Consider the following 20,322-nt stretch of genomic DNA (forward strand, 5'->3'; position numbering starts at 1 on the left):
CTCCCTCACGGCTTCACAGCTTCACGGCTGCGCGGCGATCTCCAGGCAGGCGCGCACCACGTCCGGGTGGAAGGCCATGTGCACGTGGGCGGCGCCGGTCACCAGGCGGTTGTCCGCGCCCGCCAGCGTGGCGGTCGCGGCGGGATACACCACGTTGTCGCAGTCGGAATAGAAGCAGGTGAAGCGCGCGCGGGCGCCGGGCGTCTCGGACGCGGCCAGGGCCTCGAGCCACGGATGGCCGGGCACCATCTGCCGGCCGTTGTCCGAGCGGCTGAAGCGCGCCGCCTCGGTGCCGGCATGCGGCGCGCCCAGGGTGACCACGCGGTGCACGCGGCCGATGCCCGATGCGCCGCACTGGCGCAGCCAGGCGCGCACGGCCAGGCCGCCCATGCTGTGGCCGATCACGACCGGGGGGCGGCCCGTGGCATCCGCCACCCGCTGCACGGCGGCGTCGATGGTGGCGGCGTAGCCGTCGATCGCGCCGAACGGCGGCTCCAGCGTGACGGCCGCGAAGGCGTGGCCACGGCGGCGCAGCAGCGCGAACCAGGGCATCCAGAAACCGCGGTTGCACAGAAAACCGTGCACCAGCACCACGCCACGCGGCGCCGGGTCCGGGTCCGCGCCCTTCGCCGGGGCCGGCGGCAGCCAGTCGGGCACCGCGGCATGGCGGAACGGCTGCCACCAGCCGAACACCCGGCCGGCCCATTGCGTTTCCGCCCACCAGGCGCGCAGCACGCGCGCGGCCGGCGGCGCCGGCACCGGGCCGCCCCGGTTGGCGCGCAGCATCAGCACGAACTGCAGGCCGAGCCAGAGCCGGGGGCCGAGCAGCCACAGCCCGGCCCCCACGATCGCCCAGGCCGGCGAATGCGGCCAGAGCCAGACCGCCCATCCCGCCGCGCCGGCGAGCTGCGCCGCCACCAACCACCGCTGCCATCCTGCATTCGTCACGTCGCGTCCTCCGCTGCCGGGGTCGATGGTCCCCGGCGTACGGGGCCGATCATGTCACGCAGGAGACCCGCGGCCGGGTGCGCCCACGCGACCCTGGGGCTGACCCGATGGACAGCCGCCCGGCGGTTTCCACAATCGATGGCGGCCTGCGCCCAAGGGCGTGCCCGCACTCCCGCATCCACCCGCCACCGCCCGGCAGAACACGAAGGAAAGACATCCATGGAACGGATCTGGCTGAAGAACTACCCGCCCGGCGTGCCGCACGAGGTCGATCCCGCGCGCTACCGCTCGGTGGCGCACCTGCTGGAGGAATCGCTGGAGCGCCATGCCGCCCATCCGTTCTCGGTCTGCATGGAGCAATGGATGGACTATGCGGAGCTCGGCCGGTTGAGCACGCGGCTGGGCGCCTGGCTGCAGGCCCAGGGGCTGGCGCAGGGCGCGCGCGTGGCGATCATGCTGCCCAACGTGCCGCAGTTCGCCGTGGCGATGGCCGCGGTGCTGCGCGCCGGCTACACCTGCGTGAACGTGAACCCCCTCTACACGCCGCGCGAGCTGGAGCACCAGTTGCGCGACTCCGGCGCGGAGGCGATCGTCATCCTCGAGAACTTCGCGCGCACGCTCTCCGAGGTGGTGGAGCGCACGACCGTGAAGCACGTGGTGATCACGGCGCTGGGCGACCTGCTCGGGCCCGTGCGCGGACGCTGGCTCACCTTCGCGGTGCGGCACCTCGCGCGCATGGTGCCGGCGTTCGATCTGCCGCTGTCGGGCGGCCGGCGCGTGACGCCGCTGCCCGCGGCCCTGGCCGACGGTGCGCGGCACACGCTGGCGCCGAGCACCGCGACGCTCGACTCCGCCGCGTTCCTGCAGTACACGGGCGGCACCACGGGTCTCTCGAAGGGCGCGGTGCTCACGCACCGCAACATCGTGGCGGCCACGCTGCAGGCCGAGGCCTGGTTCACGCCCGCGCTGGCCCGCATCGGCGACGTGCGCCAGGCCAACAGCATCGCCGCGCTGCCGCTCTACCACATCTTCGCGCTGACGCTGTGCCTGCTGGCCATCCGCCAGGGCTCGCACCTCACGCTGATCCCGAACCCGCGCGACATCCCGAAGTTCGTGGCGGTGCTGAAGAAGCGCCCCTTCCACATGATGCCCGCGGTGAACACGCTCTTCAACGCGCTGCTGCAGAACGCGGAGTTCCGCGCGCTCGATTTCTCGCACCTGTGCGTGTCGCAGGCCGGCGGCATGGCCGCATCGGAGAGCACCGCGCTGCAGTGGCAGAAGGTCACGGGCAACACCATGATCGAAGGCTGGGGCATGAGCGAGACCTGCGCCATCGGCACCAACAATCCCGTGGACAACACGGAGTTCACCGGCACCATCGGCCTGCCGCTGCCGGGCATCGACATCGCGATCAAGGACGATGCGGGCGAGAGCCTGCCCGTCGGGCAGTCGGGAGAGATCTGCATCCGCGGCCCCAACGTGATGTCCGGCTACTACCAGCAGCCCGAGGAGAACGCCCGCGCCTTCACGGCCGACGGCTTCCTGCGCACGGGCGACATCGGCGTGATGGATGCGCAGGGCCGCACGCGCATCATCGACCGCAAGAAGGACATGATCCTCGTCTCCGGCTTCAACGTGTTCCCCAACGAACTGGAGCAGGTGATCGCGCTGTGCCCGGGCGTCCTGGAATGCGCCGCCGTCGGGGTGCCGGACGAGAAGCAGGGGGAGGCGATCAAGGTCTTCGTCGTGCGCAGCGATCCCGCGCTCACCGAAGAGGCGGTGATGCGCTACTGCCACGAGCAGCTCACGGGCTACAAGCGGCCGCGCCACATCGAGTTCCGCGACGCGCTGCCCAAGACCAACGTAGGCAAGATCCTGCGGCGCGAGCTGCGCGGCCCGGCGGCCTGACCCCTTCCCCGGAAGGCTTGACAGGCGGTGGGGCCGGTAGCGACAGTGGTGGCCCATTTGAAAATCAGGGAGATTCCATGGACAGCCCCCGTATCCGCCACCGCTTTCGTTCCCACGCGCTCGGCCCGCTGACGGCGGCCTGCACCCTCTTCGCCGCGGCCGTGCCCACGCTCGCGCAGACGGCGAACACACCGCCGGTCGAACCCGAGCCCGGCATGTGGGCCTTCGACGGCGAGCTGAACGGCAAGCCGGGCCGCAGCCTGCAGATCGACATGCAGAACGGCCGGGCGATGATCGTGTCGTACCTGGGCTACCGCGGCGACGGAAGCGCCGTGTTCCTGCAGGCCAGCGGGCTGCGCGCCACCGATTCCTCGGCCTTCCAGGGCACGCTGCAGGAGTTCCGCAACGGCCCCGCCATCGGCGCGGGCGGCACCGCCAGCGCTGGGGAACTGGCGGCCAACACCGGGCCGATCCAGATCACGTTCGATTCGGCCACCACCGGCACCGTGACGCTGCCCGGCGACGTGCCGCGCCGCATTTCGCGCTTCCACTACGAGGAGTACCCGATCCGCTTCAGCAACCAGTTCGCGGTGTACGGGAACTTCGACCGCTTCGTGGGCGCCATCGTGCCGGTCACGCTAGACATCAAGGCGGAGAACGGCGTGTTCACGATGCAATACATCCACACCGGAACGGCGCAGTGCAATTTCAACGGCACCTATCGCCTGGTGGGCGGCGGCCTGCAATCCGAGGGCAAGGTCGCCTGCAACAGCAGCCTGGCAGGTCCGGCCGACGGCACCTACCGGATCGAGAGCCTCACCGTCGGCCGCACCGGCATGATCACGGGCCGGCTGTATGTGTTGCGTGACCTGCAGCTATACGCACGGGTGGACTTCGCGGGTGCCTGCCTCAACAGCCGGGGGGCGGTTTTCGCGGCGGGTGGCCGCCCGGGTTGCGGTGCCGCGGACCTGGGTCTGCAACCCTGAACGGGGAAGGCCCGGCTCCTGGGCACCATCCCAGGCCGTGAGGCCCGCTGCGCAGGATTGCGGCGCCCCGGGGCGCGGTCCATGGCCGCGCCCTTTTTTTTGCGTCCATATGTAAGCGCCACCCCGCTCTCCGCGGGAAATGGGCAAGTAACTCGCTGCCCGACGAAAGTGCGCAAACGTTTGCGCAAACGTTTTCTTTGATTACCATAGCGGCCGCGCACGCACTGCCCCCCGATGCAGGGAGCGCCTGCTGCCGACTTATTCTCTTTTTTCGACCACAACCCGGAGACATCCATGCCCTTGAACCGCCGCACCCTCCAGACCGCCGCCGTGCTGGCCCTCGCCGGTGGCCTGCTCGCGCAGCCCGCCTTCGCGCAGGACAAGCCGAAGGTCGCGCTGGTGATGAAGTCGCTCGCCAACGAGTTCTTCCGCACCATGGAGGACGGCGCCAAGGCGCACCAGAAGGCGCATGCCGGCGAGTACACGCTGCTCGCCAACGGCATCAAGAACGAGACCGACACCGCCGCGCAGATCAAGATGATCGAGCAGGCCGTGGCGCAGAAGGTGAGCGCGATCGTGCTGGCGCCCGCCGATTCCAAGGCCCTGGTGCCCGCCGTCAAGGCCGCCGTGGACAAGGGCATCCTCGTGGTCAACATCGACAACCGCCTGGACACCGACGCGCTCAAGGAAAAGAGCCTGAACGTGCCGTTCGTCGGCCCCGACAACCGTGCGGGCGCCAAGCTGGTGGGCGACTACCTGGCCAAGCAGCTGAAGGCCGGCGAGAAGGTCGGCATCATCGAAGGCGTCTCGACCACCTTCAACGCGCAGCAGCGCACGCTGGGCTTCCAGGACGCAATGAAGGCCGCCAACATCACCGTGGTGGGCGTGCAGTCCGGCCAGTGGGAGATCGAGAAGGGCAACACCGTGGCCGCGGGCATGCTGCGCGAGCACCCCGACCTCGTCGCCCTGCTCGCCGGCAACGACAGCATGGCGCTGGGCGCCGTGGCCGCCGTGAAGGCCGCCGGCAAGACCGGCAAGGTGCAGGTGGTGGGCTACGACAACATCAACGCCATCAAGCCGATGCTGGCCGACGGCCGCGTGCTCGCCACGGCCGACCAGTACGCCGCCAAGCAGGCCGTGTTCGGCATCGAGATGGCACTGAAGGCGCTCGCCGCCAAGACGCCGCAGGCCCAGCTGCCCGCCGAGGTGAAGACCGAAGTGGTGCTGGTGACCAAGGGCTCCGGCAAGTAAACCGGCTCCGCGCGGCGCCCGCCGCGCGCGGTGGTTTCGCCTGCCGGCACTGCACCGGCGCGCCCGTGCCCGCTGCTGCCGCCGCCGCTGCCGCCGCCGCGCCGCTTTCCGCCCGCACCGCACGGCGCGGCGCGGAGGCGCAATGCCCTGCCGCCCGTCCGGCACCCGCGCTGGTGCGTGCGGCTTTCATTTTCTTTTCGGGATCGCTCACCGTGGCCGATCACACTCCAGACACCGCCGCTCCGCCGGCCCCATCGCCCGCATCCGCGCCGCTGCTCGAAATGCTCGGCGTGGGCAAGGACTACCACACCACCACCGTGCTGCACGGGGTCACGCTGTCGCTGCATGCCGGCGAAGTGCTGGCGCTGACCGGCGAGAACGGCGCGGGCAAGAGCACGCTGTCGAAGATCCTCTGCGGGCTGGAGCCCGCGACGCGCGGCAGCCTGCGCCTGGCGGGCGAGCCCTACGCCCCGGCCTCGCGCCGCGACGCCGAGCGCCAGGGCGTGCGCATGGTGATGCAGGAGCTGGGCCTGGTGCCCACGCTGACCGTCGCGGAGAACCTGCTCATGGGCCGCCTGCCGCACCGCATGGGCTGGCTGCGCCGGGGCGCGATGCACGACGCGGCCCGCCGCCAGCTCGCCAAGATCGGCCTCACCGGCATCGATCCGGCCACGCCGGTGTCGCGCTTAGGGATAGGCCAGCAGCAGATGGTGGAGATCGCCCGCAACCTGCAGGACGACACCCGCATCCTGGTGCTCGACGAGCCCACGGCGATGCTCACGCCGCGCGAGACCAACTACCTGTTCGAGCAGATCGCGCGCCTCACGGCCCGCGGCGTGGCCATCATCTACGTCTCCCACCGGCTGGAGGAGCTGCGCCGCATCGCCGACCGCGTGGCGGTGCTGCGCGACGGCGCGCTGGTGGACGCCCGCCCGATGGCGGGCCTCTCCGAAGCCGACCTCGTGCAGCGCATGGTGGGGCGCGCGGTGAACGACCTGGAGCACCGCCCGCGCCGCGCGGCCGGCCCGGTGGCGATGCGCGTGGACGGCATCGGCCGCGGCACGGCGGTGCAGGACGTGAGCCTCACGCTGCATACCGGCGAGGTGTTCGGCATCGCCGGCCTCGTGGGTTCGGGCCGCACCGAGCTGCTGCGCCTGCTCTTCGGTGCCGACCGGGCGGACCGCGGCAGCGTCACGCTGGCGGCGGGCCCCGCTTCCCCATCCACCGGCGGTTCGCCCGTCGCGGAGCGCACCTACGAACGCGGCTTCCGCTCGCCGCTGGCCGCCATCGCGGCCGGCATCGGCCTGGTGAGCGAGGACCGCAAGTCGCAGGGCCTGCTGCTCACGCAGCCGATCCGCGTGAACGCCACGCTGTCGGACCTGTCCGCCGTGTCGCGCGCGGGCTGGCTGCGGCGCGCGCACGAAAGCGCCGTGGTGCAGGGCTTCATCCGCACGCTGCGCGTGCGCTGCCGCGGGCCGGAACAGCCGGTGGGGCAGCTCTCGGGCGGCAACCAGCAGAAGGTGGTGTTCGCGCGCTGGCTGCACCGCGACGGCCGGGTGCTTCTGCTCGACGAGCCCACGCGCGGCGTGGACGTGGGCGCGCGCGCCGACCTGTACGCCGAGCTCGACCGCATGGCCACCGAGGGCCGCGCACTGCTGATGGTGTCGTCCGACCTGCGCGAGCTGATGGCCATGGCCGACCGCATCGGCGTGATGAGCGGCGGCCGGCTGGTCGCCGTGTTCGAGCGCGGCGAATGGACCGAGCAGTCGCTGCTGGCCGCCGCGTTCTCCGACGCCGAAGACCGTCCGCGCGCCGAAGGCGCCGCTTCCGCATCCCCCACCTCCCCTGCTTCTCCCGCTTCCGCATGACCGCCACCACGTCCCCCTCTTCCGCTCCCGCCGCCGCCGCGCCGTCCGTGCCGCTCTGGCGCACGCAGCTGGGCACCTACCTGGGCCTCGCGATCGTGCTGGCCGGCATGGTCGGACTCTTCTCCTGGCTCTCTGAATACTTCTGGAGCGCCGAGACCTTCGTCACCATCGCCAACGAGATTCCCGCGCTCGCGGTGATGGCCGTGGGCATGACCTTCGTGCTCATCATCGCGGGCATCGACCTGTCGGTCGGCTCGGTGATGGCGCTGTCGGCCGCCACCTCGGCCGCGGCCATCCTGCAATGGGGCTGGAGCGTGCCGGCCGCGGCGGCGCTGGCGCTCGCCACCGGCCTGGTGTGCGGCACCATCACCGGCGCCGTGTCGGTGGCCTGGCGGCTACCGTCCTTCATCGTGTCGCTGGGCATGCTGGAGGCGGTGCGCGGCAGCGCCTACCTGGTGACGGATTCGCGCACGCAGTACGTGGGCGATGCGATCTCCTGGCTCGCCGCGCCCGTGGTGGCGGGCATCTCGACGGCCTTCGGCATCGCGCTGCTGATCGTGGTGGTGGCGCAGCTGGTGCTGTCGCGCACCGTGTTCGGCCGCTGCATGGTGGGCATCGGCACCAACGAAGAGGCCATGCGCCTGGCCGGCGTCGACCCGCGGCCGATCCGCATCGCGGTGTTCGCGCTCACCGGCCTGCTGGCGGGCCTGGCCGGCCTGATGCAGTCGGCGCGCCTGGAGGCCGCCGACCCGAACGCCGGCGCCGGCATGGAGCTGCAGGTGATCGCGGCCGTCGTGATCGGCGGCACCAGCCTCATGGGCGGGCGCGGCTCGGTGGTGACCACGGCCTTCGGCGTGCTCATCATCGCGGTGCTGGAGGCCGGCCTCGCGCAGATCGGCGCGAGCGAGCCCAGCAAGCGCATCATCACCGGCTGCGTGATCGTGGCCGCCGTCATCATCGACACGCTGCGGCAGCGCCGCGCGGCCGTCTGACGCAGCGCGCACGCACATGGCGACCATCAAGGACGTGGCGCGGCGGGCGGGCGTCTCCGTCACCACGGTATCGCACGTGGTGAACAGCACGCGGCACGTGAGCGCCGAGGGACGCAACCGCGTGGAGGCCGCGATCCGCGACCTGGGCTACGTGCCCAGCGCGATCGCGCGCAGCCTCAAGAGCAACCACACGCGCACGCTCGGGATGCTGATCCCCAACAGCTCCAACCCGTATTTCGCGGAGGTGGTGCACAGCGTGGAGAACCACTGCTTCGGCGCGGGCTACAACCTCATCCTCTGCAACACGCACGACGACGCGCACCGGCAGGCCTCCTACCTGCAGGTGCTGGCCGAGCGGCGCGTGGACGGGCTGATCGTGGTCTCCACGGGGCAGGACGCCACGCTTGCGCGCCAGCTCGAAGGGCTGAGCATTCCCACCGTGCTCGTCGACCGCGAGATCGAAGTGCCCGAGCAGCCCTGCGACCTCGTGGAGACCGCCCACCGCGACGGCGGCCTGCTGGCCACCCGCCACCTGCTGTGGCTCGGCCACCGGCGAATCGCCTGCATCGGCGGGCCCCAGGGCCTGGCGCCGAGCGAGCAGCGCATCGCGGGCTGGCGGGATGCGCTCGCCGAAGCCGGCATCGACGCCGGCGGCCTGCTGTGGCACGGCGACTTCACCAGCCAGGGCGGCTACGAGGCCATGCAGGCCGTGCTGTCGTCCCCGCAGCCGCCCACCGCCGCCTTCGTCGGCAACGACCTCATGGCCATCGGCGCCCTGTGCGCCGCCCACGAACGCGGCCTGCGCGTGCCCGAGAACCTCTCCATCGTGGGCTTCGACGACATCGCGCTCGCCGCCTTCACCAGCCCGCCGCTCACCACGGTCGTCCAGCCCAAGCGGCAGATCGGCACGGCCGCGGTGGACATGCTGCTCGAACGCATCGACAACGCGCGGCAGGACCGCCGCCAGATGCTGCTGCAGCCCGAGCTGCGCCTGCGCGCCTCCACCGCTGCGGTATCCGCGGCCGCCGCGCGGCCCGGCCCGGAGCGTGCGTCTTCTGCGCCATCCGCTTCGCCGCCTTCTCCGCCGTCACCCTCGACTTCGCCTTCGCCTTCCGCATGACCGCTCCGCATCCTTCCGCCACGGGCACCGAATCCCGCCCCGCCCTGCCGCGCATCGCCGTGGTGGGCAGCCTCAACATGGACATCGTGCTGCGCGTGCCGCGCGCTCCCGGCGGCGGCGAGACCGTGATGGCCGAATCGCTGCACCACATTCCCGGCGGCAAGGGCGGCAACCAGGCCGTGGCCTGCGCCCGGCAGGGCGCCCGGGTGCACCTGCTCGGCCGCGTGGGCGACGACGCGCACGGCGCCGCGCTGCGCGCGGCCCTGGACGCCGACGGCATCGACCATGCCGGCGTGCAGACCGACACGGAAGCGCCCACCGGCGTCGCCTGCATCACGGTGGAATCCACCGGGGAAAACCGGATCGTCGTGGTCGGCGGGGCGAACGCCCGCTTCGCGATCGATGCCGACGCGCTGGACACGGCCCTGCGCGGCGCCGACGGCCTGCTGCTGCAGTTCGAAGTGCCGCTGCCGCAGGTGCAGGCCGCCGCCGCGCGCGCCCGCCAGGCCGGATGCCCCGTGGTGCTCAATCCGTCGCCGATGCAGCCCATTCCCGATACGCTCTGGCGGCTGGTGGACACGCTCGTGGCCAACGAGGTGGAGGCCGCGCTGTTCGCCGACTGCGAGGTGCGCACGCCCGAGGACGCGGCCCATGCCGCACGGCTGCTGCGCGCGCTGGGCCCGGAGCGCGTGGTGGTCACGCTCGGCGCTGCGGGCGCCGTGGCCTGCGACGGCAGCGGCTGCCGGCACCACCCGGGCCTGCGCGTGCAGGCAGTGGACACCACCGCGGCGGGCGACACCTTCCTGGGCGCCCTGACCGTCGCGCTCGCGCGCGGCGAATCGCTCGACCTGGCGGTGCAGACGGGCGTGCGCGCCGCCGCGCTGTGCGTCACCCGCCCGGGCGCGCAACCGTCGATCCCCACGCGTGCCGAAACGGCCGCATCGCCCCTGCCCCCCGACTGGAGCCGCATCGCATGAAGCGCACCACCCTGCTGCACGCCGAACTCTCCCACGCCATCGCCCAGCTCGGCCACGGCGACATGATCGCCATCGGCGACGCCGGCCTGCCGATCCCCGACGGCCCGCGCCGCATCGACCTGGCCGTCTGCCCGGGCCTGCCCGCGGTGGCCGACGTGCTGCGCGCCGTGCTCTCCGAGATGCAGGTGGAGCGCGCGGTGATCGCCACCGAGGCCGTCGCCCGCGCCGACGGCGCCCTGCCCGCCTGGGCGGGCGCGCTTCCCGTGGCGCCGCAGACCCTTTCGCACGAGGAATTCAAGCGCCTGCTGCGCGATGCGCGCGCCGTGGTGCGCACGGGCGAGTGCACGCCCTATGCGAACGTGATCCTCTGCGCGGGCGTGACCTTCTGACAGGCCGCTGGGCCGGCGCGACCTGACGGATTGCGCCGCAGGGCGCGAAGGGTTGCCCCGGATGGATGAACGGCGGCCGCCGGTGCCATACTGGCCCGCGGACACGGCGCGCGGAACCCCTCCGGCGTGCCCGGGGCCGCTCCGCCGCGGTCCGCACCGCGGCGCCGAAAGATCCCCCATGCCATCCGTCCCACTCCCCGCGCCCTCCAGTGCTCCCCCGATCCTGCCGCCCGGCACCACCGTGCTGGAGCGCGGCTGGCTTTCCGCCAACAACATCGTCTGCGTGGGCGAGGACGCGGCCGCGGTGGTGGACACCGGCTACTGCACCCATGCGGCGCAGACGGTGGCCCTGGTGGGTGCCGCGCTGCAGGACCGGCCGCTCGCGCTGATCGCCAACACCCATCTGCACAGCGACCACTGCGGCGGCAATGCGGCCCTGCAGCAGGCCTGGCCCGCCGCGCGCACCCTGGTGCCGCCCGGCCAGGCAGCGCACGTGCGCGACTGGGACCCGCAGGCCCTCAGCTACACGCCCACGGGCCAGGAGTGCCCGCCCTTCCGCCTGGACGGCCTGCTGGAGCCGGGGCGCACGGTGCGCCTGGGCGCGCACGACTGGCAGATCCATGCCGCGCCCGGGCACGACACCCATTCGGTGGTGCTGTTCGAGCCCCGCTGCCGGGTGCTGCTGTCGGCCGACGCGCTCTGGCAGAACGGTTTCGGCGTGGTCTTCCCCGAGCTGGAGGGCACGCATGCCTTCGCGGACGTGGCGGCCACGCTGGACCTGATCGCCGGCCTGGCGCCCCGCACCATCGTGCCCGGCCACGGCGCCGTGTTCACCGACGTGGACGCCGCGCTCGACACCGCCTGGCGCCGGCTCGACGGCTTCGTGCGCGACCCGGCCCGCCATGCGCTCTATGCCGCCAAGGTGCTGCTCAAGTACAAGCTGCTCGAATGGCAGAGCGTGCCGCTCGCAAGGCTGCATGCCTGGGCCGACGCCACGCCGTATTTCGGCCAGCTGCATGCCGGCCATTTCGTGGACCAGCCGCGCGCGGCCTGGCAGCAGGCGCTGGTGCAGGAGCTGGTGCGCAGCGGGGCTGCGCGGCGGGAGGGGGAAACGCTGCACAACGCCTGACGGCGCGGGCTGCGGCAACACGGCAGGCCCGGGACGCGACCGCGGCCCGGAGGCTCGCGCCCGGCCACGGCACCCCTGTGCCGGCAGCCCAGCCGGTCACGGCAGTTCGCGGCTCGGGTCCGGCGTGGCCGCATCGCGCGGGCCCACGCTGCCGAGCCGGGCCTTGAGCGATTGCGGCTGGCCGGTCAGGATCGCGGCGTACGTCGTGGTGTTGGAGAGCACCTTCTTGACGTAGTCGCGCGTTTCCGCGAACGGGATGTTCTCGGCCCAGATCGCGGCCTCCAGCACGGGACCGTTGCGCCAGTTGCGCGGCCGGCCGGGGCCGGCGTTGTAGGCGGCCGCGGCCATGGGCATGGAGCCCTCGAAGTCGTCGAGCGCGAGCTTCAGGTAGGCGGTGCCGATGGCGATGTTGGTGTCGCGGTCGTTGATCTGGTCCGGCGTGAAGTCCGCCATGCCGATCTTGCGGGCCGTCCAGCGCGCGGTGGCCGGCATCACCTGCATGAGGCCCGATGCGCCCACGCCCGAGCGGGCGTCCATGATGAAGCGGCTCTCCTGCCGGATGAGGCCGTAGACGTAGGCCGGATCGAGCCCGATGGCCTGCGCGCGCGCGACGACGGCATTGCGGAACGGCATCGGAAAGCGCTGGCCCACGTCCGCGAAGGTCTTGGTGCGCTCGCTGGTGTTGATGCAGCGGTCCCACAGCTCGCGCTGGCAGGCGAGGTCCGCCGCGGCGAGCAGTTCGCGGTCGCCCATGCCGCCCGGCGTGTGCAGGTTGGTGGTGTAGTTCCACTCGCGCACGCCTTCGTTCCGCAGGCCCAGGCCGATGGCATACAGGCTGCGCACGAAGCCCGGATTGGCGCGCGCGGCGGCCTGTTCCTCGGGCGTGGGCGGCACGGGGGGCAGCGGCACCGTCACGCGCTGGCCGAGCTCCTCCAGCGCCAGCTGTTCATAGAACCCGCTCGGGCCGGCGATGCGTTCCAGCAGTTCGCGCGCCCTGGCGCGGTCCTCGTCGCCCGGGCGGTTCGACAGCCATGCACGGGCGCGCCAGTACGTCCAGGCGGGGTCCTGACGGCCGGGCGGGCTCATCGCGTCGATCGCCTTGGCCACCTGCTTCCACTGGCCCGCGCGCAGGGCGGCGCGCACCTTCCAGCCGAGCATGTCGTCGGTCAGGTCGGCATCCTTGGAGACGTTGCCGAAATACCCCAGCGCATCCGGCGAAAGCGCGATGGCGGTCTGCTTGCCGATCACGCCCCACACCCAGTTGCGCTCTTCGGGGCTGAGCTGCACGCCCCACTTGGAGTCCAGGAGCCGGGCCGCGGTGCCGGGGTCGGACACGGCCATCTTGATGAGGGCCAGCACCACCAGCTCCTGCCGCATGCGGCCCGGCGCCGTGGCACGGCTCGCGAGGAATTTGGCGGGCGCATCGAACACCTCGCGCAGCATCGGCAGCGCCTCGGGCGCCACGATCTCGACCGCATTGCGCGTGACCCGCGCCCGGTTGCTTTCCGCGGCCAGGCGCGCCTTGCGCCACACGTCCATGGCGGCGATGCGCTTGTCGGCGAAGAATTCCGCCGCGGCATGCGTGCAGCCGTCGTCGGCCTCGCGCAGCCCGTACCAGTTGCGCAGCACTTCGCCGGCAGCCTCCGGGGGCGCCGAGCCCTTGATCTGGTCCACCAGCAGCGCGTAGCAGCGCACCTCGCGGTCGTCGTTCATGCGGTAGAGCGGGTGCAGCGCGCTGAACTGGGCCCAGTCGCGCCGCTGGCCGACGAGCAGCAGCCAGTCGTTGCGCAGCCGGTCCTCCTGGTAGGTGCCGGCGAAGCGCTGCAGGAAGGCCGCCACCTCCTGCGGCGTGGCCTGGTCGAGGCGGGCCCGCAGCTCCCAGTACGCTCCCCACGGCTCCAGCACGTGGCCGCGCATGTCGGGCAGCAGTTGCGTGAGCCGCGCGCGGTCGCCCTTGCGGTAGGCCTGCTGCATTTGCAGCAACGCCTCGTCGCCCCGGTTTTGGGCCTGGACAGGCGCTGCGGCGGTGGCCATGACCGCGGCGGCCAGGAGCGGTGTCAGAATCGTGAGGAATTGCATTGGGGAATTATGTGATGGACAAAACAGCCCTGCGGCGCGCATTGATCGAGGAACGCCTGAACCTGCCGGACCGCCTGCGGCGCTCCGACCTCCTGCAGCGCGTGATGCGCATCTGGCTGGTGGACCGGCCCGACACCGTCATCGGCGCCTACTGGCCGATCAAGGGCGAGTTCGATCCCCTGCCCGCGCTGCACCGCTGGAAGGAGGATGGCGAGCTGCTGGACGAACCGCAGCGCCGCCGCATCGGCCTGCCGGTGGTGAACAAGGAGCACAAGACCCTCACCTTCCACGCCTGGTATCCCGGCTGCCCGATGGAAGAAGACGCCTACGGCATCCCGAAGCCCAAGGATACCGAGGTCATCGTGCCCACGCTGCTGTTCGTGCCCTGCGTGGGCTACGGCCCCGGCGGCTACCGCCTGGGCTACGGCGGCGGCTTCTACGACCGCACCCTGGCCACGCTCTACCCGGTGCCCACCACCGTGGGCCTGGGCTTCACCCATGGGTTCCTGGAAGATTTCGAGCCCGAGCCGCACGATCTGCCATTGGATGCCATCCTGAACGACAACGGAGTCGTCTGGCCGATGAAGTAGCGCGCGGCAAGGTCAGGGCGGCGGGGCCAGGTCGCTCGCGAAGGCGAAGCACTCCGCACCCGCCCGCGGGCCGCGGCGCTTGCTGGCGTACATCGCGGTGTCGGCCGCGCGCAGCAGGGCTTCGAGGGTGCGGCCGTCGCCAGGATGGCCGGCAATGCCGACGCTGAGGCCCACGCACAGGCTGCGGTCCTCGAAGCCGAGGGGCACGGCCACGGCCCGTGCCATGGCGCGGGCCTTGTCCGCCAGGGCCGCGCGCGGCGGTGCGCCGGCCAGCAGCACCACGAATTCGTCGCCACCCAGCCGCGCCACCAGGTCGTCCTCGCGCAGCAGGGCGCGCAGGCGCTGCACCAGCGCCACCAGCACCGCGTCGCCCGCGGCGTGGCCATGGGTGTCGTTCACCGCCTTGAAACCGTCCAGGTCGAGCAGCATGAGCGCGAACGGCTCGCCCGCCTCCAGCGCCGCGCCGGCCCGGCGCCCAAGGCCCGCACGGTTGGCCGCGCCGGTGAGGGCGTCGGTGCCCAGCACTTCCACGAGTTCGCGCGTGCGCCGGCCGAGCGCCTGCTCCGACATGCGCAGCATGCGCAGGCGCGAGGCCATGGCGGCAGCGAAGATCAGCGATTCGGCCACCAGCGCGGCCTGGGTGACGTCCATCTGCCCCGGCGTCCAGGCCACCCAGCCCCAGCTCGCGACGATGATCGCGCAGATGCCCAGGAGCAGCAGCAGCACGCCGGCACTGTAGAGCACGGCCGGCCAGTAGCGCCGGCGCACCGCGATCAGCGCACCGGCGGCCAGCACCGCGGTGGACACCACCACCGAGGCCTGCACCGCGCGGAACAGCCAGAGCGGGTGCGGGCCCAGCAGCCCGTAGACGGTGGCGGCGCCCAGCGCGGCGACGAGGGCCAGCACCAGCCGGTCGGTGCGCGGCGCGTAGTGCGCCAGGCGCAGCAGGCTGCGCCCGAACAGCAGCTTGGACATGGCCCAGAGCGGTGGCGCCAGGGTGTAGAAGAGGCCCGCCGCCGCGGGCCAGTGCGCGAAGGGATAGCGCAGCGTGTGCCCGTTCAGGCTCGCCAGCGCCAGCAGCGCACAGGCGCACGAGAGCGAATACCACGCGTAGATGCCCTCGCGGAACACCATCAGCATCGCGAAGCTGAACGCCAGCAGGCCCAGCAGCAGGCCATAGCAGACGCCGTCGAACATGCGCTTGTCCTGGGTGGACTGCAGGTAGTCCGCCAGGTCCCAGGCCGTGGCCGCATAGAAGCGCGCGAAGGTCGATTCCACCCGGAAGTACGCCGTGTACGTCTGCGCATCCGGCAGGCGGAAGCGCCAGGCCATCTGCTCCGAACCCGCCGGCCGCGTGGACCAGGGATGGCGCATGCCCGTCACCACCGGAGGCGCCAGCGCGTGGCCGTCCGGACCGTAGGGGCCGTAGAAGCGCAGCTCGTGCGTGGAAACGGTGGGCACGACCAGCAGCCATTCCCTCAGGGCATCCGCCGGGTCCGCCAGCCGCAGCTGCACGCGGAACCACAGCACGCGGTCGGCCTCGGTGCTCCGCAGCGGGTCGTCGGGGTGCACGAAGCGCGCGGCCTGTTCCGGCGCGCGCACGCCGTCGATGTCCAGCTGGCGGCCCGTGTCCTCCAGCACCGCCATGTACGGCACCAGGGACACGCCTCCGGGCCGCGCCGCCAGGGGCGCGGACGGGACCGCGGCCGCGCCGGCCTGCGCGGCACCGGCCGCCGCAAAGGCCAGCCAGCCGAGCCAGCACAGAGCCAGGGCGGCCATCAGCGCGGAGCGCCACCGCACGGAATCACGGAAAAGCACGGGAAATGGGAAGATGCGGCCATGGCCGGAAGGAAAGCGGCGGATTGTGCCGCAGCCCGGCGGCGCGCGCATTGATGCGGCCCGGGTATCAATACCCGGGCCAACGTTCATTGGCGGGCGCGGCCCGCTCCCCTAGCATGGCGATCCGCCCCCTCAGCCCACCACCACCATCGCGCACCATGCTCCAGCTCTACATCGGCAACAAGAACTACTCCTCCTGGTCCATGCGCCCCTGGGTGCTGCTGCGCGAGGCCGGCATTCCCTTCGAGGAAGTGGCCGTGCGCTTCGACAGCTTCGACCCGGGCTCCCGCTTCAAGCAGACCCTGCAGGCCGTGACCCCCACCGGGAAGGTGCCCGTGCTCGTCGATGGCGACACCACCGTGTGGGACACGCTGGCCATCGCCGAATACCTCGCGGAGCAGTATCCGGACAAGCACCTGTGGCCGCAGGACGCGGCGGCCCGGGCCCTGGCGCGCAGCGTGGTCGCCGAAATGCACAGCGGCTTCGGCGCACTGCGCAGCGCCTGCCCGATGAACATCGAGGCCCATCTGCCGGAGACCGGCGCCCTGCTCTGGCGCGACCGGCCCGGCGTGCGCGCCGACGTGCAGCGCCTGGCCGACATGTGGGGCGCCCTGCTGCGACAGCACGGCGGCCCGCTGCTCTTCGGGGACCGGTTCACCATCGCCGATGCCTTCTTCGCGCCTGTCTGCATGCGCCTGCGCACCTACGCCCTGCCCGTGCCGGAGCCGATCGCCGCCTATGTGGACCACGTGGCCTCGCGGCCCGGCGTGAAGGCGTGGATCGACGCGGCGCTGGCCGAACAGGACTTCCTGGATTTCGAGGAGCCGTACCGGCTCGGGCGCTGACGCCGGAGCCGGAGGCCGGAGGCCTGCGCGCCCCGCGGCGCCTGCCGGCCTAGAAGGTCAGCCCTGGCGGAACTGCTTGCGCAGGAAGCCCCGGTGCCGGGCGATGTGCGCCATCTGCGCCGGGGCGATGGAGCCGCCCAGGTCCTCGTCCTCGGTGTTGAGCACGCGGTTCGCGCTCGCCAGCGCCCGGGCCACCACCTCCTCTTCGGGCACGCCCTGCGCCGCGGCGAGTTCCATCGCCACGCTGCGCATGGCGCGCTGCGACAGCACCCACATCGCGGCGAAGGCGTCCCAGGCCGCCGCCGTCTCCTTGAAGCGGTCGCGCTCGGCCAGGATCTCGCTCAGCGACTTGTCCAGCACTTCCTGCAGCGACTCCAGCCGCTGCTTCAGGGCCTCGGCCTCTTCCTCGCGCCGCAGCGCCTCCACGGCCGCGTTGGCGGCGGCATCCGGCGATTCGGGCACGGGCACGCTGCCGTCGGGGTTCATCTGGGCGATGGTGAGGGAGGAAGAAAGGGACATGGCGGCAGGCAGGAAGGATCGCCGCCGAATATACCGGCCGAAGCCCTGCCCCCACCTGCCCGGCACGTGCGGGCCCCCCCGGCCGCCGTACACTGCCCGCATGCAGATCTACATGGTGGGCGGCGCCGTGCGCGACCGGCTGTTGGGCCGCCCGGTGAACGACCGCGACTGGGTGGTGGTGGGCGCCACGCCCGATGATTTGGCCGCGCGCGGCTTCCTGCCCGTGGGGCGCGATTTCCCCGTCTTCCTCCATCCCGAGACGCGCGAGGAATACGCGCTGGCGCGCACCGAGCGCAAGAGCGGGCGCGGCTACCGCGGCTTCGTGGTGGACACGGCCCCGGACGTGACGCTGGAGCAGGATCTCTCCCGCCGCGACCTGACCATCAACGCCATGGCGGTGCGCGGGGACGATCCCGCGAACTGGGAGCTCGTGGACCCCTACGGCGGCGCGCGCGACCTGCAGGCCCGCCTGCTGCGCCACGTGACCGACGCCTTCCGCGAAGACCCGGTGCGCATCCTGCGCGTGGCGCGCTTCGCGGCGCGCTTCACCGACTTCTCCGTCGCCCCCGAGACCATGGCGCTCATGCGCGAGATGGTCGAGGCCGGCGAGGCCGCCGACCTGGTGCCCGAGCGCGTCTGGCAGGAGATCGCGCGCGGCCTGATGGAACCCGCGCCGTCGCGCATGTTCGAGGTGCTGCGCGGCTGCGGTGCCCTGGCGGTGCTGCTGCCCGAACTCGACCGGCTCTGGGGCGTGCCGCAGCGGGCGGAATACCACCCCGAGGTGGACACCGGCGTGCACGTGATGATGGTGATGGACATGGCCGCGCGGCTGCAGGCGCCGCTCGCCGTGCGCTTCGCCTGCCTCGTCCACGACCTGGGCAAGGGCACGACGCCGGCCGACGTGCTGCCGCGCCACATCGGGCACGAGCAGCGCAGCGCCAAGTTGCTCGCGAAAGTGTGCGACCGGCTGCGGGTGCCCGTGGAATGCCGCGAGACCGCCGACGTGGTCGCGCGCGAGCACGGCAACATCCACCGCAGTGCGGAGCTGGGAGCGGCCGCCCTGGTGCGGCTGCTGGAGCGCTGCGACGCGCTGCGCAAACCGGCGCGCTTCGCCGACGTGCTGCTGGCCTGCGAATGCGACGCGCGCGGCCGGCTGGGGTTCGAAGAGAAGCCCTACCCGCAGCGCGAACGCCTGCTGGGTGCGCTGCAGGCGGCGCGCGCAGTCGATACCGCCACCGTGGCCGCGCGCGCGCACGAGCGCGGTGCGTCCGGCCCGCAGGTGGGGGAATGGATCCGCCGTGCGCGGGGCGATGCGGTCGAGGCCTGGATGGCACAAAGCCGGGTGGCAGAGACCTGACAGCACCGGCGAAAGCCGCGCCACGGTGCCGCAGGCTTACATGCCCAGGCCTGCGGGAGGCCGGGAACTTCAGGCGCCGCCCGCCGTGCGCACCCAGCGCGCGATGTCCGCCGCGCCCAGAGCGCCCGAGATGCGCGCCACCTCACGCCCCTGGCGGAACATCACCATCGTCGGGATGCTGCGGATCGCATGGCGCGCGCCGATGGCGGGGTGCGCTTCCGTGTCGAGCTTGGCGAGCCGCACCGACGGCTCCAGCGTGCGGGCGGCCTGCGCGAACGCGGGCGCCATCGTCCGGCAGGGACCGCACCAGGGCGCCCAGAAATCCACCACCACGGGAATGTGGCTGCGCTCGACATGGCGGACGAAGGAGCCTTCGTCCAGCACCGCGGGCTCGCCCGCGAACAGCGGCCGGTGGCACCGGCCGCAGTCCATCTGCACCGTCCCGGGCGGGGCCGACAGGCGCTCCGAGGCGACGCGGTTGGTGACGTGGCAGTGCGGACAGACGATGTGCAGGGATTCGGACATGCGCGGCAGATGCGCGGCGCGCCGGACGTTTTCAAGGCACGGGCGGCACCGGCCGCTCCCGCCCGAAGGCACCTACAGCCCGCAGGCTTGGCCGCCTACAGCCCCGTCCAGCCCATCTGGTAAGGTACGTTCCAATGCAAAAGCCTCCGTTGCTGACCGCGCGCCACGCGCTGTTTCTCGACTTCGACGGCACGCTTGCCGACATCGCTCCGCACCCCGATGCGGTGCAGGTCCACCCTGGCGTGGTGCCGGCCCTGCGGGTCCTGCACCAGCGCCTGGGCGGCGCCCTGGCGATCGCCACGGGCCGCACGCAAGCCGACATCGACCACTTCCTCGGCCCCCTGCAGTTGCCGCTGGCCAGCGAGCACGGCGCCCAGTACCGCATGGGCAACGGCGTCACCGGCGGCGTGCCGGCGCCCGACCTCTCCGGCGTGCTGCACACCGTGCAGGCCCTGCTCGACCGCTACCCGGCGCTGGTGCTGGAGCGCAAGAGCGCGGGCGTGGCCCTGCACTACCGCCAGGCGGTGGAGCTGGAACCCCTGTGCCGTGCGGCGCTCGAACATGCGCTCGCGCAGTCGCCCGGCCTGGAGATCCTGCAGGGCAAGTGCGTGATGGAGGTCAAGCCCTCCGGGCCCAACAAGGGCCGCGCCATCCACGACTTCATGCAGCAGGCCCCGTTCGCAGGCCGCATCCCGGTGTTCGCGGGCGACGACGTCACCGACGAGCACGGCTTCGTGGCCGCGCAGGCGCTGGGTGGCATCGGCATCAAGGTCGGCCCGGGAGAGACAGGCGCCGTGGCCCGCTGCGACGACACGGCCATGCTGCGCGAATGGCTCTTCCAGATGGCCGCGCCGGAAGGGTTCCCCGCATGACCGCCGACGCCCACGACCCCGCTCCCGCCCCGGAATCCGCACCTTCGCCCGCCGCCTCGGCCGCGGCCTCCGAAGCCGCCGCCGCGCCCACGTACGCCGACGGCAATCTCGGCCTTTCGCGCGACCCC

Annotated in this window: 18 protein-coding genes; 13 read left to right on the forward strand and 5 right to left on the reverse strand. The window is 72.3% G+C overall.

Features of this window, described 5'->3' with window-relative positions; all coding sequences use genetic code 11:
* Positions 1 to 21: 21 nt before the first annotated feature.
* Positions 22 to 948 (reverse strand): alpha/beta fold hydrolase, encoded by a 927-nt coding sequence (locus Q9R47_RS13370; RefSeq protein ID WP_311233689.1) that lies wholly within the window; start codon positions 946 to 948, stop codon positions 22 to 24.
* Positions 949 to 1,167: 219 nt separating this feature from the next.
* Here Q9R47_RS13370 and Q9R47_RS13375 point away from each other — a divergent pair, with 219 nt between their 5' ends.
* The 9 genes from Q9R47_RS13375 to Q9R47_RS13415 all read left to right on the forward strand — a co-directional run bounded on the left by Q9R47_RS13375 (position 1,168) and on the right by Q9R47_RS13415 (position 11,568).
* Positions 1,168 to 2,856 (forward strand): AMP-binding protein, encoded by a 1,689-nt coding sequence (locus Q9R47_RS13375; protein WP_311233690.1) that lies wholly within the window; start codon positions 1,168 to 1,170, stop codon positions 2,854 to 2,856.
* 77 nt (positions 2,857 to 2,933) lie between these two features.
* Positions 2,934 to 3,842: a hypothetical protein gene (locus Q9R47_RS13380; protein WP_311233691.1), complete on the forward strand. Its 909-nt coding sequence runs from the start codon at positions 2,934 to 2,936 to the stop codon at positions 3,840 to 3,842.
* Between the two features lie 294 nt (positions 3,843 to 4,136).
* Entirely contained in the window at positions 4,137 to 5,093 is a 957-nt protein-coding gene (locus tag Q9R47_RS13385) for a sugar ABC transporter substrate-binding protein (protein ID WP_311233692.1), read from the forward strand.
* A gap of 281 nt (positions 5,094 to 5,374) precedes the next feature.
* The gene (locus tag Q9R47_RS13390) at positions 5,375 to 6,961 is read left to right on the forward strand and encodes a sugar ABC transporter ATP-binding protein (RefSeq protein WP_311233775.1); all 1,587 of its coding nucleotides are present in this window, start codon (positions 5,375 to 5,377) and stop codon (positions 6,959 to 6,961) included.
* Positions 6,958 to 7,953 (forward strand): ABC transporter permease, encoded by a 996-nt coding sequence (locus Q9R47_RS13395; RefSeq protein ID WP_311233693.1) that lies wholly within the window; start codon positions 6,958 to 6,960, stop codon positions 7,951 to 7,953. Before Q9R47_RS13390 ends, Q9R47_RS13395 begins: the two co-directional genes overlap by 4 nt.
* 16 nt (positions 7,954 to 7,969) lie before the next feature.
* Positions 7,970 to 9,073 carry a LacI family DNA-binding transcriptional regulator gene (locus Q9R47_RS13400; RefSeq protein WP_311233694.1) on the forward strand — a complete coding sequence of 368 codons (1,104 nt, stop codon included), beginning with the start codon at positions 7,970 to 7,972 and terminating at the stop codon, positions 9,071 to 9,073.
* A complete protein-coding gene (gene rbsK / locus Q9R47_RS13405; RefSeq protein WP_311233695.1) occupies positions 9,070 to 10,050 on the forward strand; it encodes a ribokinase in 981 nt (326 codons plus the stop codon). Before Q9R47_RS13400 ends, rbsK begins: the two co-directional genes overlap by 4 nt.
* Positions 10,047 to 10,439, forward strand: a complete 393-nt coding sequence (gene rbsD, locus Q9R47_RS13410) for a D-ribose pyranase (protein WP_311233696.1) — start codon at positions 10,047 to 10,049, stop codon at positions 10,437 to 10,439. Before rbsK ends, rbsD begins: the two co-directional genes overlap by 4 nt.
* 178 nt (positions 10,440 to 10,617) lie before the next feature.
* The gene (locus Q9R47_RS13415) at positions 10,618 to 11,568 is read left to right on the forward strand and encodes an MBL fold metallo-hydrolase (protein ID WP_311233697.1); all 951 of its coding nucleotides are present in this window, start codon (positions 10,618 to 10,620) and stop codon (positions 11,566 to 11,568) included.
* A 96-nt stretch (positions 11,569 to 11,664) separates the two neighbouring features.
* Here Q9R47_RS13415 and Q9R47_RS13420 read toward each other — a convergent pair whose 3' ends face one another.
* A complete protein-coding gene (locus Q9R47_RS13420) occupies positions 11,665 to 13,647 on the reverse strand; it encodes a transglycosylase SLT domain-containing protein (RefSeq protein WP_311233698.1) in 1,983 nt (660 codons plus the stop codon).
* A gap of 14 nt (positions 13,648 to 13,661) precedes the next feature.
* Between Q9R47_RS13420 and Q9R47_RS13425 the strand changes: the two genes are divergently transcribed.
* Positions 13,662 to 14,237 carry a 5-formyltetrahydrofolate cyclo-ligase gene (locus tag Q9R47_RS13425; RefSeq protein ID WP_311233699.1) on the forward strand — a complete coding sequence of 192 codons (576 nt, stop codon included), beginning with the start codon at positions 13,662 to 13,664 and terminating at the stop codon, positions 14,235 to 14,237.
* A gap of 12 nt (positions 14,238 to 14,249) precedes the next feature.
* On the opposite strand, the gene Q9R47_RS13430 is transcribed toward Q9R47_RS13425, so the two are convergent.
* Positions 14,250 to 16,037, reverse strand: coding sequence for a diguanylate cyclase (locus Q9R47_RS13430; protein WP_311233700.1), 1,788 nt, complete (start codon positions 16,035 to 16,037; stop codon positions 14,250 to 14,252).
* A gap of 197 nt (positions 16,038 to 16,234) precedes the next feature.
* Here Q9R47_RS13430 and Q9R47_RS13435 point away from each other — a divergent pair, with 197 nt between their 5' ends.
* Complete coding sequence (locus tag Q9R47_RS13435) at positions 16,235 to 16,921, forward strand: glutathione S-transferase family protein (protein ID WP_311233701.1); 687 nt, start codon at positions 16,235 to 16,237, stop codon at positions 16,919 to 16,921.
* 57 nt (positions 16,922 to 16,978) lie between these two features.
* Here Q9R47_RS13435 and Q9R47_RS13440 read toward each other — a convergent pair whose 3' ends face one another.
* A complete protein-coding gene (locus Q9R47_RS13440) occupies positions 16,979 to 17,440 on the reverse strand; it encodes a hypothetical protein (protein WP_311233702.1) in 462 nt (153 codons plus the stop codon).
* A 100-nt stretch (positions 17,441 to 17,540) separates the two neighbouring features.
* On the opposite strand from Q9R47_RS13440, the gene Q9R47_RS13445 reads away from it, so the two are divergent.
* A complete protein-coding gene (locus tag Q9R47_RS13445; protein ID WP_311233703.1) occupies positions 17,541 to 18,797 on the forward strand; it encodes a multifunctional CCA addition/repair protein in 1,257 nt (418 codons plus the stop codon).
* 69 nt (positions 18,798 to 18,866) lie between these two features.
* On the opposite strand, the gene trxC is transcribed toward Q9R47_RS13445, so the two are convergent.
* Positions 18,867 to 19,322, reverse strand: coding sequence for a thioredoxin TrxC (trxC, locus tag Q9R47_RS13450; protein ID WP_311233704.1), 456 nt, complete (start codon positions 19,320 to 19,322; stop codon positions 18,867 to 18,869).
* Positions 19,323 to 19,456: 134 nt separating this feature from the next.
* Here trxC and otsB point away from each other — a divergent pair, with 134 nt between their 5' ends.
* A complete protein-coding gene (gene otsB / locus Q9R47_RS13455; RefSeq protein ID WP_311233705.1) occupies positions 19,457 to 20,194 on the forward strand; it encodes a trehalose-phosphatase in 738 nt (245 codons plus the stop codon).
* Positions 20,195 to 20,322: the final 128 nt, after the last annotated feature.

The organism is Acidovorax sp. PRC11 (assembly GCF_031844105.1).
In the GTDB taxonomy this organism is placed as follows: Bacteria; Pseudomonadota; Gammaproteobacteria; order Burkholderiales; family Burkholderiaceae_C; genus Paracidovorax.

Excerpts from the sequence above, each read along its gene's own strand:
- trxC (WP_311233704.1), bottom strand. The coding sequence starts at position 19,322 with ATGTCCGAATCCCTGCACATCGTCTGTCCGCACTGCCACGTCACCAAC.
- Q9R47_RS13440 (WP_311233702.1), bottom strand. The coding sequence starts at position 17,440 with ATGTCCCTTTCTTCCTCCCTCACCATCGCCCAGATGAACCCCGACGGC.
- Q9R47_RS13420 (WP_311233698.1), bottom strand. The coding sequence starts at position 13,647 with ATGCAATTCCTCACGATTCTGACACCGCTCCTGGCCGCCGCGGTCATG.
- Q9R47_RS13380 (WP_311233691.1), top strand. The coding sequence starts at position 2,934 with ATGGACAGCCCCCGTATCCGCCACCGCTTTCGTTCCCACGCGCTCGGC.
- Q9R47_RS13390 (WP_311233775.1), top strand. The coding sequence starts at position 5,375 with ATGCTCGGCGTGGGCAAGGACTACCACACCACCACCGTGCTGCACGGG.
- rbsK (WP_311233695.1), top strand. The coding sequence starts at position 9,070 with ATGACCGCTCCGCATCCTTCCGCCACGGGCACCGAATCCCGCCCCGCC.
- Q9R47_RS13400 (WP_311233694.1), top strand. The coding sequence starts at position 7,970 with ATGGCGACCATCAAGGACGTGGCGCGGCGGGCGGGCGTCTCCGTCACC.
- Q9R47_RS13395 (WP_311233693.1), top strand. The coding sequence starts at position 6,958 with ATGACCGCCACCACGTCCCCCTCTTCCGCTCCCGCCGCCGCCGCGCCG.
- otsB (WP_311233705.1), top strand. The coding sequence starts at position 19,457 with ATGCAAAAGCCTCCGTTGCTGACCGCGCGCCACGCGCTGTTTCTCGAC.
- Q9R47_RS13375 (WP_311233690.1), top strand. The coding sequence starts at position 1,168 with ATGGAACGGATCTGGCTGAAGAACTACCCGCCCGGCGTGCCGCACGAG.
- Q9R47_RS13445 (WP_311233703.1), top strand. The coding sequence starts at position 17,541 with ATGCAGATCTACATGGTGGGCGGCGCCGTGCGCGACCGGCTGTTGGGC.
- Q9R47_RS13425 (WP_311233699.1), top strand. The coding sequence starts at position 13,662 with ATGGACAAAACAGCCCTGCGGCGCGCATTGATCGAGGAACGCCTGAAC.
- Q9R47_RS13415 (WP_311233697.1), top strand. The coding sequence starts at position 10,618 with ATGCCATCCGTCCCACTCCCCGCGCCCTCCAGTGCTCCCCCGATCCTG.
- Q9R47_RS13435 (WP_311233701.1), top strand. The coding sequence starts at position 16,235 with ATGCTCCAGCTCTACATCGGCAACAAGAACTACTCCTCCTGGTCCATG.
- Q9R47_RS13385 (WP_311233692.1), top strand. The coding sequence starts at position 4,137 with ATGCCCTTGAACCGCCGCACCCTCCAGACCGCCGCCGTGCTGGCCCTC.
- rbsD (WP_311233696.1), top strand. The coding sequence starts at position 10,047 with ATGAAGCGCACCACCCTGCTGCACGCCGAACTCTCCCACGCCATCGCC.